We start from the raw sequence: 13,749 nt of genomic DNA, 5'->3' as shown, positions 1-13,749 counted from the left end.
AAGGAGGACGCGATGCTGCTCAAGGGAGAACGAACCTTCGTTGTGCGCGACATGGGAGGGTTCATCGCGCATATCAATATGCCGGGATGGGTAAAGCCGAAGCCAACCGATCATGGGCATGGGCCGCTGGCGATGGTGGTCGAATCCATCCTGCATCCGGGCCGGCTGATTGCCATGCATGAGCACCGCAATGACGAGATCATCTCCTGGGTGCCTGACGGTGTGATGCGCCACGAAGACAGAGCCCGCGGCCGGTTGGTTTGCGACAGCGGGCATCTGATGGTGATGAATGCTGGGCGTGGCTTCTGGCACTCCGAGGAGACGCTGGCCTCCGATCCGCCGCTGCGCATGCTGCAGATCCTCGTGCGGCCCGATGCGATCGATCTCGAACCCGGCATCCAGCATGGGGCGATGCCTGAGAGCGCGCCCAATCGATGGCGGTATCTCGTCGGGCCGGAGGCAAGCGATGCGCCCTTCTTCGTTCGCAACCAGATCGACGTCTTCGATATCCGGGTGGAACCCGGCGTGTGGGTGGACTTCCCGCATAAACCTGGCCACGACCTTTATTTCTATGTGTTCAGCGGCACGGTTCGGGCCGGCGGGCAGGCGTTTGGTGAAGGCGAGCAGGGGCTGCTGCTGTCGGACGAAACATTGACCGCAGAGGCGACGAGCGCCTGCCTGATGGTGGCCTTTTTGCTCGATCCCCGATCGCCTGTCACGAGGAAGGGTACGGTGGCCGACAACAGGAAAATTCCGCCGCCTCTCGTGATCCGTCTCGTGAAACGGTGGCAAGGGCTGAAGCGGCTGTGGCTGCGGAACTGATGATAGGGGTAGGCCTCAATTCCAATGTTTGACGGCGCCGGTGAGGATGGCGAACCAGCAGACGATAGCGGCCGGCAGCACGCGCTGGAAGATCTGGCAACGACCGATTTTGGCGGTGTCGGTACCAGGAATATATGACGACATCGGTTTTCATTGCCAGGCGGGAGTAAGGCTGGAGCGTCGTTGGCTGGGGAGGAGAGGGAGGACGGCAGGCGGACGCCTGCCACCGGTGCCAGGCCTGCCGAACTGGCCGGGCTTGCATTTCACCACGCCGCCGGCGCCATGCCGGACGTGCCACCCTAGATCGCCGGACCTGGCTGGATGCGGCTTCCATCGGTGAAGCGCGACAGCCGGAAGCGGTTGAGATTGTGGCCGGTGGCATTTCCCTGGATCAGGTCCGACACCACGCGGCCGATGCCTGGGCCGATGCCGAAGCCGTGGCCGCTCATGCCGGTCGCGACGAAGAGACCGGGAATTGTTTCCACGCGATCGACGATCGGTACGATGTCGGGCATGGCGTCGATCATGCCAGCCCAGGTCGTCTTCAGGCGAACCGTTTTGAATTGCGGGAAAAGGCGCTGGAAATTGCGGCTGATGGCATCGAGGTCGGACTTTTCCGGGGCGGGGTTGAGGACCCGCATCCGTTCGAAGGGGCTCTCGGCATCCGCCGTCCAGTTGCGCGGGGTCGACCAGCTGTCCGGGTAGCCTTCGGGGGCCGCGGGCGAATAGCGCGTGCCGAAGGGGTGGGCCATCAGGGCGGGCAGGTATTTCGTCGCGTGGCGGAATACGTCCGGCCCGAGATAGAGGCGATGGCTTCCGGGCGCCAGCGTGTAGCCGCCATCCTGCCTGCGGCGGAAGGCGACTTCGGCTCCGGCGGCGGCGCCTGCGTGAATTTCGGGCATGGGGTCGGTCGCGGCGACGGTGGCGCGCACGGCAAGCTGCGGGATGGAGATACCGTGCCGCTTCAGGAAAAGAGACGACCAGGCGCCGCCTGCGACCAGCACGGTCGAAGTCTCGATGCGGCCGGCCTCGGTTCGCACACCGCTCACCTTGCCGGCGGATATATCGAGGGTACGTGCGGCGCAGTTCTCGATGATCGTCACGCCCAGCCGGGCGGCGAGTCGGGCAAGGGCGGGGACTGCGAGCCAGGGCTCGGCGCGCATATCCGACGGTGTCGTCATCGCGCCGGCAAATTTGCGGGATATGCCTTCGAAGAGGGCTGCCGTTTGCCCGCTGTCGAGCAGGCGGGTGTCGAGATCATAGGCACTCGCGAGCTTCATGAAGGTTTCGAAGCCGGCCATCTGCTTGTCCGAGTTCGCAAGATAGGTGACGCCGGTCGTGATAAGGCCGATATCCTCGCCGCATTCTTCCGCCAGCTCTTTCCAAAGGCGGCAGGCCTCGATGACGATGGGCAGTTCGTCGCCATCGCGGCCCTGCTTGCGGATCCAGCCCCAGTTGCGCGAGGACTGTTCGGCGGCGATGCGTCCCTTCTCGATGAGCGTCACGGAGATCCTGCGCTTGGCCAGAAACAGCGCCGTCGTCACACCGATCACGCCGCCGCCGATGATCACGACATCGGAGGTTTTCGGAAGCGGGCCATGATGCCGGATGGGGTCGGCGACGGAGAAGGGGAAGGTGGGCAAGCTGTGAATCCTGAAGGCTGACCGGTGGGCTAACGATTGCTAGAGGGTCCAGGCCGGCAATTCAAGGCGATGTGAGCAAGTGGCCACCGAAGCCATGATGCTGTTTGCCCCCCCTAGAGCGCCGTGCGTCCATTCGGACGTACTAAGGACACTCTAACTCTTTGAATCTACGCATCAGGCTTTCCGAAAATCGATTCCGATTTTCGGGCCGATGCTGCAGCCGAATAAAGAGAAATTCGCGGCCAGCGATGCTGCAATACCGGGACAGGTTGCACAGCCGGCGGGGGAAGTGCTAGGCGAGCATTTTTTAACGGAAACGCAGCTCCGATGCAAAGGCGTCGCCCATCGCGGCCTCGAGCAGCGGAAACCATGGTTGGACGATGAGCATCAGCATTTATGTGATCAATCTCGACCGGTCCACGGATCGGTGGAATGCGCTCTCCGAGCAGGTGAAGGCCCTTCAGTTCGACCTCGTTCGCATTGCCGGTGTCGATGGGCGGGAGGTTCCCGCAGATCAGCGCACGGCATGCGATGACCGCGCCTTTCGGCGCAACAACGGCCGAACCATGCTGCCGGGCGAATATGGCTGCTACCGGAGCCATCTGAAGGTGCTCGCGGCCTTTCTGGAAACGGGCGAGGCCGCCTGCATCATCGCCGAGGATGATATCATTTTGTCTGCCGATCTCGTTGCCCGCGCCGAGGCGGCGCTCGCGGCCGTGCCCGGCGCCGATGTGATCAAGCTCGTCAATCACCGCATTGTCGGCTTCAGGCCTGTCGCCACCTCGGCTGCCGGCGATGAGATCGGCCGGGCGACGCATGGTCCGCAGGGGTCGGCCGCCTGCTATGCGGTGACGCGGAAGGGTGCCCTGAAGCTCCTCGAGCAGATCGCCGTCATGCGGTTTCCGTGGGATATCGAACTGGAACGGGGCTGGGCATCGCGAGCGCGGATCTACACGACCCGGCGGAATGTGACTGTCGTGGAAGAGGGCGGCTCGAATATCGGGACGCGATCCGTCTACAGGGCCACCAAATTTCCCTGGTGGAGGCGGTTGCCGACCTATGCGATCCGCATCGCCGAGACGGTCCGCAGAATCAACTACGCATTGAAAAAGTAAGGCAACGGGCTGGAAGGCCCAGATGTAAGGGGCGGCTTTGCTGTCGCCGGCAAGATCCGGCTCAAGACTTTTTTGGTACTTTAGAAGGCCCTCTCAGTGGTGTTGCAGTCGCGGCATAATGCGGCCGCAATTTTTCAAGAGCCAATTCAAGAAATTACCCCAAAAATGGTTATTCTGTGACGTAAAAGCTTACGATTCCGTATGCTTACCCAGTCTTGTTCGTGACAGTTCGGCAATGTAGACCATCGCCGAAACCTATCGAGCAGTGTTGCGCCAACATCTCAACTCGGTCGGCTATCGGTCTGAGGTGTATCTTGAGCGCTCGAAATAATTTCGTGGGTGATCTGCACCCGCGTACCTATGCGGCTGCCGATCCGGTAGCGTCTCATAAGTTGAAAATTCTGCATATCTTGTTCTCCTCCAGAATTGCCGGATCGGAACGATACTGCATTGATCTCGCCAACGGGCAGGCTGCTCTTGGGCACGAGGTGCATGTTGCCGGACGATACGGCTCGCCGATGGCGAAACTGCTTTCCAAGCAAGTCATTTTCCACGGCTTTGCGACACCGTTTCTGCGCGGTCTTAGGCTGCGGTGGCTGGCCGCGCGGGCAGGGATCGAAATTGCGCACGGGCATCTCAGCCATGGCTGCAAAGCGCTTGCCGCAGCGCCCGACAGCGTCGCCAGAATCGCGACCCTGCATGTCGGGTACAAGGCCAGGCAGCATGCGCATCTCGATGGCGTCATCTGTGTCAACGCGGCCCAGGCGACACGGCTCGGCAAATATGACGGCCAGTCGACGCTGATTTCCAACTGGCTGCCGGATGTCAAATCCGCCGAGAGCTTCGACCTGCGTGCGCAACTGAATCTGCCGCGCGAAACACGGCTCGTCGGCGGCGTCGGGCGTCTGCATCTCAGCAAGGGATATGATGTGCTGGTGTCGGCCTTCCGGCAGTCGACCCCCAAGGATGCCGCTCTCGTCATCGTCGGCGAGGGGCCGCATCGCGCCGCGCTGGAAAAGCTTGCCAGGGGCGACAGCCGCATCCATCTGCTCGGCCATTGCAACAATGTGCCGGGATTCCTGCGCAATCTGGATCTCTTCGTGTCGCCGTCGCGCGAGGAATCGGCGGGGCTCGCCATTCTCGAGGCCATGCAGGAAGGGCTGCCGATCATCGCCACGGCCGCCGAAGGGCCGTCGGAATATCTGCGCGAGCATCCGGTGACGCTGGTCACGCCGGGCTCCGTCGAGCAGCTTTCCGAGGCGCTTGCCGATGCGATGCGAGAACAGCCTGTTGTCCGCCTGTCGCGCGTAAGCTACGACTTGCGTCCTTTCTCTCGTTCGGCAGGCATTGTGAATGTTCTCGATTTCTATTCCCGGGTTGCCGGCGGAGCCGCTGCGCAGCTGGCCCGGACACCGATCATCCGCGGTTGATCCATGCGTCTGAAGCCCAAGAGTGATTTCTGGCAGGTCGGCATCGTGCCGGCGCCGGCCCAGGAGCTGCTCGATGCCGAGACTTTGGCGGATCGTTCCAGCCGCATCACGTGGCTGCCCGATCCCGGCCCCTGGCGCTTTCTCGCCGATCCCTTCGCCGTGAGGCGGGGCGATGCCCTGCACGTCTTCGTCGAGGCCTATGACTACCACACCAAGCATGGCTTCATCGAGCGCCATGAATTCGGGCCGGATCTCGCTTGGCGCGGCAAGGCGGTGACGCTCGTGCGGCCTTTCCATCTCTCCTATCCCTTCCTGATCGAGCAGGATGGCGAGGTGCTGATGGTGCCGGAAAGCCATAAGGCCGGTGAAGTCGCCCTTTATCGCGCCCGTGCTTTCCCGGACGGCTGGGTGCGCGAAACGGTGCTTCTGGCCGATATTCCGGCTGCCGAGGCCTGTCTGATCCAGCATCAGGACATCTGGTGGATGTTCTACACCGTCGTCGGGTCCGGCGCGCGCGACCAGCGCGAGCTGCATGTCGCCTTTGCCGACCGGCTGACCGGACCATGGAAGACCCATCCGCAGAATCCGGTCCTGGTCGACCGCTCCGGCGCGCGGCCGGGCGGCACGCCCTTTGTCGGCGCCGACGGCCAAATCATCCTGCCGGTTCAGGATTGCAGCGTCAGCTATGGCGGCGGCCTGCGCTTTCTGCGTTTCAGCCTGCTTACGGAAACGCATGTGACCTCGGAGCACCTGCCGGTGCGGCTGACCGGCGATCTGGCCGCTGCCGATTACCCTGACGGGCTGCACACGTTTTCCGCCTGCGGGGACCTGACGCTCATCGATGTGAAGCGCATCGACAGGTCTTTCGGCCGTCATATCGTCAACCTGAAACGGAAGCTGCTGCCGAAGGGTGCATTGCCGGGATTGGGGTGATATCGGCCGTTTGGCCCTCGCAATCTGCGCCGACACGGGCGAAACTGTCCTCGGATTCGATGCGGAGGATTGGTCGGGATGCCTTGCCGGCGAGGACGACAATGGTGTGGAGATGAGCGATGACAAAGCCGATGCTGTCATTGCAGCTCTATTCGATGCGAGGTCTCGGAGATCTCGGCACGCAACTCGACAAGGCCGCAGGCGCCGGCTTTGGCGCCGTCGAGCCGCTCGAAGGGCATTTGCGTGACGCGAATATCCTTCAGGCCGGGCTTGTCAGGAACGGGCTGTTGGCGCCGTCGGCGCATGTCGGGCTGGAGGCGCTGCGCAGCGAGCGGCAGCGCTTTGTCGATGCCTGCCGGCAATGCGGCATCGGGCAGCTCTTCGTTCCTCATCCGGCGCCGTCTGCGATGAAGGAAACGAAGGCGGCATGGCAGCGGATCGGCCATGAACTCGGCTTGCTCTCGGAGCAGATGAGAGCCGATGGCATCACGCTCGGTTATCACAACAAGACGGCGGGCTTCGACCGCACTATCGGCGGGCGCTATGGTTTCGAGCTGATGTTCGAGGCGGCCAGGGGCAGTCCGCTCGTCTGGCAGGCGGATATCGCCTGGCTGGCGCGCGCCCAGCCCAACGCCATCGAATGGATAAGGCGCTATGCCGCTGTGCTCACCTCGGTTCATGTGAAGGATCAGGCGCCCGACGACATGGACCCCGACGAGGATGGCTGGGCGAATGTCGGCTCCGGCGTGCTTCTCTGGCCCTCGCTCTGGCGGGCGGCGGTTGTAAGCGGGGCGCGGCTCTTCGTGGTCGAGCATGACAATCCGCGGCTGCCCTTTGAATTTGCAGCCCGCAGCTATGCCTATCTCAGCCGGTTCCTGACGTAGGAACCAGGCCTCGGGTGGCGAGATCATCAATCCTGCGGCAGCTTGCCGAGCAGCAGGTGGTTTCCCCTGCGGTTGCCGCAGCTCCTGCATGTCAGGCGAAGGCCGATCATCGCCAGTGACAGGTCCTTGCCGCAGCGGTAGGCGAGCGCGCGCCGGTCGATCCTCGTCTCATGATGGCAGGCGTCGCACCGTGCGTGAAGGACATACCATTGCGGCAGAGTGGCGAGCGTTTCCCTCTCGGCTGCGACAGCCTCATGGCTGGCGACGAGATCGATGCTGCGGCGGTGTTTCATTGTTTGTCGAAGGGGGGCCTGTCTGAGAGGAGCCGGTCGAAGGAGGGTCGCCAACCGCGCGTGATGCCGCGACTCATGGCGCCTTCGGCAAGGGCCAGTTGTTGACGCAGGTGGCGGCAGTCCTGCAGGAGCGTTGCGATGGCGGCCTTGGCGTCCTCGTCATGCCAGGAAAGCACGGCCTCGACCTCCCAGCTCAGGTCTTCGTTTGTCGTCTCTTCATTCGGGATTTTAGGGGCCAGTTGCGGGCGCATGTTCTCATTCTCCTTGCAGAGCACTCAGTTCCAGATTCTCGGGATGGCGGCCGCAGCGCCACGGATGTTCTTATTATGTTCTCATTTTTGTGGGAGTCAAGGGCGAGTGGTGGTTCGCTGCGGGAGCGTCAAAACCCTTCCCAAACTCTGCCTTGTGGGGGAGGAAGAAGAACTTGCCCTGGATCGGCCGCCGTTTGCGGACATTCCACGATTAAGGCAAGATAGGCTCATCTGAACAGGCAAAAAAACGGGGCGCTGATGCTGATCGGCTCATGTCATTGCGGCAAGGCGGGCTGGATGCTGGAAGGCGATCCGGGTCCGATCACCGCATGCAACTGCACGCTCTGCCGGCGTTATGGCGCGCTCTGGGCCTATGATTACGAGGGCGAGCGGATTACCATGAGGGGCGAGACCGGTTCCTATACGCGGGCCGGCCGGGAGACGCCCTCGCTCGAAATATTGTTTTGCCCGACCTGCGCCTGTGTGCTGAGCTGGCGCGGCCTGAGGCTCAACCGGGATGGGCGCCGGCGCATGGCGGTCAATGTACGGCTGGCGCCGCCGGATCTCGTCTCAGATCTGCCGATCGATCATTTCGACGGGCTGGACACATTTGACGACCTTCCTTCCAGGGGGCAATGCGTGCGCGATCTCTGGTTCTGAGGGAACAGCGCGCCGCGGGTAGTGAACGGCGATGGTTATCGCTTTGTCGATTGTCGCTTATGTCAGCGTTATGAGCCCGGCGCCAAAGGCGACCGTGATCAGCGCAATCAAGGGCCAACCCATCGGCCGTCGTGGCTGCGGCCGCTCGCCCCGAAAGCCGAGTTCGCGGCACTCTTCTACGAATCTGGAAAAGACTTCGTCTTCATCCCCGTGTGTCATCAACCCCTCCCGATCTCCTTAGGGCATTCTAATATTCCTATTAAAAGGTGTGTGACGCCAAGGCTTCAGTCCTGAGTGGTTAACGATCGGATCTTCATGACCGTTGCTTCGTCATCCGATAGGACGAGCGGATGTGGCAAGCAGACCCTTCAGACATCGACCGGTATGTCAGCAATGAAAAGTGATGTTGTCGTCGGGCTTTGGAAGTATAATTCTTTTTATGCCTCAGAATTTCACCCGTTATGATTATTATATCATCCTTTATATTGCGAATGCTGTAATAGTAAATCAGACAATTTTACGATAAAGGTGAAATATAGGTAAAATTCCAGATGTTGTGTGTCTTATATTTGAATATTTGACGCATTAAAACACAAGCCCGGAAGGGAAGCTATGAGGATCTGCTCCTTTGTCATTGCGTTTCAACTCAGCCTGCTGATGTGGGGTGGCGCCTACTATAGCGCCCGGGAAATCTATCATACCCTGAATGCTTCCGGATCATTTGATATGTCCTTCATTCCAAGTGCGGTTCGTGGCTCCCCGCAGTGACGCCCGATCACGATAGTTCCCGCCCAGGCGTGACCGCCGAAATCAACCCCGCGACGACCGTAGAAATCGGAAAGCAAGACCACTATGAAATCGCTGCATTCCCTCCTGATCGTCTATATTGGCCCGCCACTGTTTGCAGTTGCGGCTCTTCTGGTCATCGTGTCATGGTTCGGTGATGAGCAGTCCGGCCCGCGGACGGATGTAACGGTCAGCGTACAAAAAGGCGGCAGGATCGGCAGCCAGAGCGAGATGTTTCGGTAATCCGGGGCGCAAAATAGAGCTGCCGCCGCTCCCTCATCGTCAGCGAGAAATTGAGAAGGGCCGCCAAGTGGGGCCTGGCAACCCTTCTCCTGCTGGTAGGTGCAGCATCCAGCGGAGGCAAAATACAAGCAGTGGATGTTCTGGATAGTGACGGCGGTCACATTGCGACAATTTTTTCTCGCAAAAGCTGAATGAACCGGCTTCGCGACTGCGTGGCGGCGCCGTTCTGCCCGGATGTCGGTGGTTTTGTACTCGCGTATATATATACAGAAAACCGTCTCTTGACCTATGTTCCCTTCGGCAGGCGCGTACTTCACTAACCACCGGAGATTCAGATGTCGGGATGTAAGCATGTTGCAGCCGTTCGATCCGTGGAGCCCAGGACGCTTGGCTGCGAGGAATGCCTGGAGGACGGGCAGGAATGGGTCCATCTTCGGCTTTGCCGGGAATGCGGCCATGTCGGGTGCTGCGACCAATCCATCGGAAAGCATGCGACGGCGCATTTCCACGCCACGGGACATCCCATTATCGAAGGGTACGATCCGCCCGAGGGCTGGGGCTGGTGCTATCTCGACGAGACTATGGTGGAACTGCCCGATCAGACGCCGCAGCGCGGCCCGATCCCGAGCTATTATTGAGCTGCCGTCATGAGCTCCGACAGCCTCGAAACCCGCCGCCACCAGATGTTTCCCGTGCTGAGTGCCGGACAAGTTCAAATGGCGACACGCTTTGCCAGCAGCGGCCCGCATTCTTTTGCTCCCGGCGAGGTCGTGTCTGAGGTCGGTGACAGGCATTCGCCCGCGTGGCTGATCCTCTCCGGCCGTCTCGATGTCTTCCGGCATGACGGGCTGTCGATGCCGGAAGCCCTGATCACGAGCCATGGAAAAGGGCAGTTTTCGGGAGAGGTCAGTCAGCTCTCCGGACGGCCCGTGCTAGCAGGCGGACGTGCGGGTCCGGAAGGATGCGTGGCGCTGGCATTCGATGCCGCGCATCTGAAGGCTCTCATCATAGGATCGGCTGATATCGGCGAGATCATCATGCGTGCCTATATTCTGAGGCGCGTGGAATTGATCAATTTCGGCGGCGCCGGTTCGGTTCTGATCGGCAATCCCGGAGAGCCCAACCTGGTTCGCCTGCAGGGCTTCCTGACCCGGAGCGGCTATCCCCATGTCGTGCTCGACGCGGCCCTGGACCACGAAGGTCGGGCCTTGGTGGAAAGGCTTGGAATTCTGGCGGGTGAATTGCCGCTCATGGTATGCCCGAATGGCACGGTACTCAAACATCCGACCGACGCCGAAGCTGCCTGTTGCCTCGGCATCATGCCGGAGCTCGATCCGGCGGCCGTCTACGATGTGGCGATCGTCGGAGCAGGTCCATCGGGCCTGGCTGCTGCGGTCTACGCGGCGTCGGAGGGCCTTAGTGTCATCGTCATCGACGCACGTTCGATCGGCGGACAGGCCGGCAGTTCCTCGCGTATCGAAAATTATCTCGGTTTCCCGACCGGAATTTCAGGCCAGGCGCTCGCGGGCCGCGCCTTCAATCAGGCGCTCAAATTCGGAGCGGAGATCGCCTTGCCACTCGAGGTCAATGAGCTGATTCCGGCCCCGTCCGGCAGACGCAGAACCGATCCGATGGTGTTAAGGGTTGAGGGCGACAGGACGGTCAAGGCACGAACCGTCGTCATCGCCTCAGGTGCCAGCTACCGCAGGCCTGATATTCCCGACATTACGCGCTTCGAGGGCGCCGGTATTTCCTATTGGGCATCTGCAATCGAAGCGAAACTATGCGAAAACGACGATATCGCCCTGGTCGGCGGCGGCAATTCAGCCGGCCAGGCGATCGCGTTCCTGGCACCGCGGGTCCGGCGTCTCCACCTGGTGATCCGCCGAAGCCTGACCGAAACCATGTCCACCTATCTCATCGATCGCATAGCGGCGCTGCCAAACGTCGAGATGCATCTGGGATGCGAGCTGACAGCGCTGTCGGAAGACCTGCATGGCCGCCTGGCGGGAACCATTAGGGATCTCAAGGGGCAGTCGGAGAAGAACTACAATCTCCGCCGCGTCTTCATGTTCATCGGCGCCGACCCGAATACCGACTGGATCAAATGCCGCATCAAGACGGATGACAGGGGCTTCATCAGGACAGGGACAGCCTTCAGCCCCGAGGTCGAAGAGGAGCTTGGAAGGCGCTCCCTGCAACTGGAAACCAGTCTGCCGTACGTCTTTGCGATCGGCGATGTCCGGGCCGGTTCGACCAAGCGGGTTGCCGCAGCCGTCGGCGAAGGCGCTGCCGTCGTCAGCGATGTTCACGCGGCGCTGAGACAGCTCCGATCATGAAGTGATCCGGTGCGCGGGCGCCACCACTGTCGACGGCGTCAGCGGCCTGAACGCCAATCCTTGCCTTGAACCAGGCTCCAGAAGTTTTCGGCGATATCCGTCATGCGCGCTCGTGGTCTGATCAGGACGATCTTGACGTCGATGGCCCAATCCGCCGATCCCGATGACGTCAGTCTTCCGCTTGGCCCCATTTCGTCGGCGGCCAGGCTCTCCGGTATCCAGGCAATCCCTTTTCCCTCCATGGCGAGCGCCTTCAGCGCCATCGCCAGATGGGAGGTGAAGACTGTCGAGAGGTGCAGCGGGCGCGTGCCGGAGGAGAGGGCCGACGACAGGATGCGGCCCATGCCTGATGTCTCCTCGAAGGCAAGATGTGGGACTGCGCGATCCGACGCCTCGGAAATGCTGTGGAGCGGGTGGCCATGCTTGTCCCTGCCGCTCACCGGAATCAGCCGGTCGCTGGCAAGCTCCACATGCCTGTAGGCGTTCCTGTCGAGACCGATCCTGCTGTTCTGATGGTCGTGGCAGAGCAGGAATTGCGCGCGGCCTTCCGTCATGATCCGCTCGCATTCATTCATATTGTCGGAGAGCAGGCGGATCGGCATCGTCGATGCCTCGTGACCCAATCCTTGGATCCAGCCGGGAAAGAAGATGAAGGAGAGGGCGTGGGTGGCGGCGAAGGTCACGGTCGAGGTCGCCGCGCGCATCTGCGCGAGATCCCGGCTGGCGCGCTCCAGCCGTGCGGCGATATCGTTTGCCGCCTCCAGCATGGCCTCGCCTGCGGGAGTGAGCTTCAATCTGTGTGTCGAACGGTCGACGAGGTCGGAGCCGCACCAGTCTTCGAGCGACTTGATGCGGCGTCCGAAGGCCGGCTGCGTGATGTGGCGCTTTTCTGCGGCTCTCGAAAAGTTCAGCGTTTCGGCGAGAGCCTGGAGATCGGCGAGCCAGGCGGTTTCCACAATGGTTTACCCGTTTCTGTGATGCTTCTGAAGCATTGACAAAACGGCATCGCTCTCAGGATTTCAAGTTAATTCATAGGCATTTGCGGTGAAGCGGGACATTGGCAGTGCCGATCCGGCATTGAAAGGACCCGGATCGGCATTGGACTGGGAGGCGGATTTCTATCAAGTTATCGGCATACGAGGGCAACGGCCTTCAGGTTCGGAATGGAGGCAACAATGCGTATCATCGATGTCTGCGAAGTGACGAAGCCGATCGCTTCGCCGATCCGCAACGCCTATATCGACTTCAGCAGGATGACGGCGAGCCTGGTGGCTGTCGTCACCGATGTCGTGAGAGACGGCCGCCGCGTGGTTGGTTACGGCTTCAATTCCAATGGCCGCTACGGCCAGGGCGGTCTTATCCGCGAACGCTTCAAGGACCGTATTCTCGAAGCCGCGGCGGAAAGCCTCGTGAACGATGCCGGCACCAATCTCGATCCGCACAGGATCTGGGCGACGATGATGAAAAACGAGAAACCCGGTGGCCACGGCGAGCGCTCGGTCGCGGTCGGCACGATCGACATGGCCGTCTGGGATGCCGTTGCCAAGATCGAGGGCAAGCCGCTCTTCCGGCTGCTGGCGGACATGAAGGGCAGGGAGGCCAACCCCAGGGTTTTCGTCTATGCGGCCGGCGGCTATTATTATCCCGGCAAGGACAATAGCGCGCTGCGTAGGGAAATGCGCAGCTATCTCGACCGCGGCTATACCGTGGTCAAGATGAAGATCGGTGGCGCCTCGATCGATGAGGATCGCGGCCGTGTCGAATCCGTGCTGGAAGAGATCGGTTCTGAGGCGCGGCTTGCCGTCGATGCGAACGGCCGCTTCGATTTGGAGACCGGCATTGCCTACGCCAAGATGCTGCGCGACTATCCGCTCTTCTGGTACGAAGAGATCGGCGAGCCGCTCGATTATGCGCTGCAGGCGGCGATCTCCGAATTCTATGACGCGCCGATGGCGACCGGTGAGAACCTTTTCTCGCATCAGGATGCCCGCAACCTGCTTCGTTATGGCGGCATGCGCGCCGACCGCGATTATCTGCAGTTCGACTGCGCGCTGTCCTACGGCCTCGTCGAGTATCTGCGCACGCTCGACGTGCTGCGCCAGTTCGGCTGGTCGCCGTCGCGCTGCATTCCGCATGGCGGCCACCAGATGTCGCTCAACATTGCAGCCGGCCTCGGTCTCGGCGGCAACGAGAGCTATCCCGATCTCTTCCAGCCCTATGGCGGGTTCCCGGACGGGGTGAATGTCATCGACGGCCACCTCACTATGCCGGAACTGCCCGGCATAGGTTTCGAAGGCAAGTCGGACCTCATCAAGGTCATGCGGGAACTGGCGGAGTGACGGCGAAGAGC

The 13,749-nt window shown here is 61.3% G+C and carries 15 protein-coding genes; 10 read left to right on the top strand and 5 right to left on the bottom strand.

Annotation, left to right across the window (positions count from 1 at the left end; genetic code table 11):
- Nucleotides 1–12 precede the first annotated feature (12 nt).
- The gene (locus ACK9YZ_RS12540; RefSeq protein ID WP_416064038.1) at nucleotides 13–822 is read left to right on the top strand and encodes a pirin family protein; all 810 of its coding nucleotides are present in this window, start codon (nucleotides 13–15) and stop codon (nucleotides 820–822) included.
- A 15-nt stretch (nucleotides 823–837) separates the two neighbouring features.
- Here the strand turns inward: ACK9YZ_RS12540 and ACK9YZ_RS12535 are convergent, their stop codons facing one another.
- Together ACK9YZ_RS12535 and ACK9YZ_RS12530 are read right to left on the bottom strand one after the other, a co-directional pair.
- Nucleotides 838–966 carry a hypothetical protein gene (locus ACK9YZ_RS12535; protein WP_416064037.1) on the bottom strand — a complete coding sequence of 43 codons (129 nt, stop codon included), beginning with the start codon at nucleotides 964–966 and terminating at the stop codon, nucleotides 838–840.
- Between the two features lie 155 nt (nucleotides 967–1,121).
- The gene (locus ACK9YZ_RS12530; RefSeq protein WP_416064036.1) at nucleotides 1,122–2,465 is read right to left on the bottom strand and encodes an NAD(P)/FAD-dependent oxidoreductase; all 1,344 of its coding nucleotides are present in this window, start codon (nucleotides 2,463–2,465) and stop codon (nucleotides 1,122–1,124) included.
- Between the two features lie 380 nt (nucleotides 2,466–2,845).
- Between ACK9YZ_RS12530 and ACK9YZ_RS12525 the strand changes: the two genes are divergently transcribed.
- The 4 genes from ACK9YZ_RS12525 (at nucleotide 2,846) to ACK9YZ_RS12510 (ending at nucleotide 6,827) form a co-directional block, all read left to right on the top strand.
- Nucleotides 2,846–3,580, top strand: coding sequence for a glycosyltransferase family 25 protein (locus ACK9YZ_RS12525; RefSeq protein ID WP_216755007.1), 735 nt, complete (start codon nucleotides 2,846–2,848; stop codon nucleotides 3,578–3,580).
- A gap of 335 nt (nucleotides 3,581–3,915) precedes the next feature.
- Nucleotides 3,916–5,010 carry a glycosyltransferase gene (locus tag ACK9YZ_RS12520; protein WP_416064035.1) on the top strand — a complete coding sequence of 365 codons (1,095 nt, stop codon included), beginning with the start codon at nucleotides 3,916–3,918 and terminating at the stop codon, nucleotides 5,008–5,010.
- 3 nt (nucleotides 5,011–5,013) lie between these two features.
- Nucleotides 5,014–5,943, top strand: a complete 930-nt coding sequence (locus ACK9YZ_RS12515; RefSeq protein WP_416064034.1) for a glycosyl hydrolase family 43 — start codon at nucleotides 5,014–5,016, stop codon at nucleotides 5,941–5,943.
- Nucleotides 5,944–6,062: 119 nt separating this feature from the next.
- Nucleotides 6,063–6,827: a sugar phosphate isomerase/epimerase family protein gene (locus tag ACK9YZ_RS12510; RefSeq protein WP_416064033.1), complete on the top strand. Its 765-nt coding sequence runs from the start codon at nucleotides 6,063–6,065 to the stop codon at nucleotides 6,825–6,827.
- A gap of 26 nt (nucleotides 6,828–6,853) precedes the next feature.
- Here the strand turns inward: ACK9YZ_RS12510 and ACK9YZ_RS12505 are convergent, their stop codons facing one another.
- The gene (locus tag ACK9YZ_RS12505) at nucleotides 6,854–7,120 is read right to left on the bottom strand and encodes a hypothetical protein (RefSeq protein WP_416064032.1); all 267 of its coding nucleotides are present in this window, start codon (nucleotides 7,118–7,120) and stop codon (nucleotides 6,854–6,856) included.
- The gene (locus tag ACK9YZ_RS12500) at nucleotides 7,117–7,371 is read right to left on the bottom strand and encodes a hypothetical protein (RefSeq protein ID WP_416064031.1); all 255 of its coding nucleotides are present in this window, start codon (nucleotides 7,369–7,371) and stop codon (nucleotides 7,117–7,119) included. Before ACK9YZ_RS12500 ends, ACK9YZ_RS12505 begins: the two co-directional genes overlap by 4 nt.
- 258 nt (nucleotides 7,372–7,629) lie before the next feature.
- Between ACK9YZ_RS12500 and ACK9YZ_RS12495 the strand changes: the two genes are divergently transcribed.
- The 4 genes from ACK9YZ_RS12495 (at nucleotide 7,630) to ACK9YZ_RS12480 (ending at nucleotide 11,399) form a co-directional block, all read left to right on the top strand.
- Entirely contained in the window at nucleotides 7,630–8,031 is a 402-nt protein-coding gene (locus ACK9YZ_RS12495) for a GFA family protein (RefSeq protein WP_416064030.1), read from the top strand.
- Nucleotides 8,032–8,883: 852 nt separating this feature from the next.
- Nucleotides 8,884–9,060, top strand: a complete 177-nt coding sequence (locus tag ACK9YZ_RS12490) for a hypothetical protein (protein ID WP_416064029.1) — start codon at nucleotides 8,884–8,886, stop codon at nucleotides 9,058–9,060.
- Between the two features lie 335 nt (nucleotides 9,061–9,395).
- Entirely contained in the window at nucleotides 9,396–9,698 is a 303-nt protein-coding gene (locus ACK9YZ_RS12485) for a UBP-type zinc finger domain-containing protein (RefSeq protein WP_216755001.1), read from the top strand.
- 9 nt (nucleotides 9,699–9,707) lie between these two features.
- Nucleotides 9,708–11,399, top strand: a complete 1,692-nt coding sequence (locus ACK9YZ_RS12480) for an FAD-dependent oxidoreductase (RefSeq protein WP_416064028.1) — start codon at nucleotides 9,708–9,710, stop codon at nucleotides 11,397–11,399.
- 38 nt (nucleotides 11,400–11,437) lie between these two features.
- Here the strand turns inward: ACK9YZ_RS12480 and ACK9YZ_RS12475 are convergent, their stop codons facing one another.
- A complete protein-coding gene (locus tag ACK9YZ_RS12475; protein ID WP_416064027.1) occupies nucleotides 11,438–12,355 on the bottom strand; it encodes a LysR family transcriptional regulator in 918 nt (305 codons plus the stop codon).
- Nucleotides 12,356–12,574: 219 nt separating this feature from the next.
- Here ACK9YZ_RS12475 and ACK9YZ_RS12470 point away from each other — a divergent pair, with 219 nt between their 5' ends.
- A complete protein-coding gene (locus ACK9YZ_RS12470; protein WP_416064026.1) occupies nucleotides 12,575–13,738 on the top strand; it encodes a mandelate racemase/muconate lactonizing enzyme family protein in 1,164 nt (387 codons plus the stop codon).
- The last annotated feature ends 11 nt before the right edge of the window (nucleotides 13,739–13,749 follow it).

Source organism: Rhizobium sp. ZK1, assembly GCF_047782645.1.
GTDB lineage: Bacteria > Pseudomonadota > Alphaproteobacteria > Rhizobiales > Rhizobiaceae > Rhizobium.
This window is presented reverse-complemented; position numbering and strand designations above follow the sequence as displayed.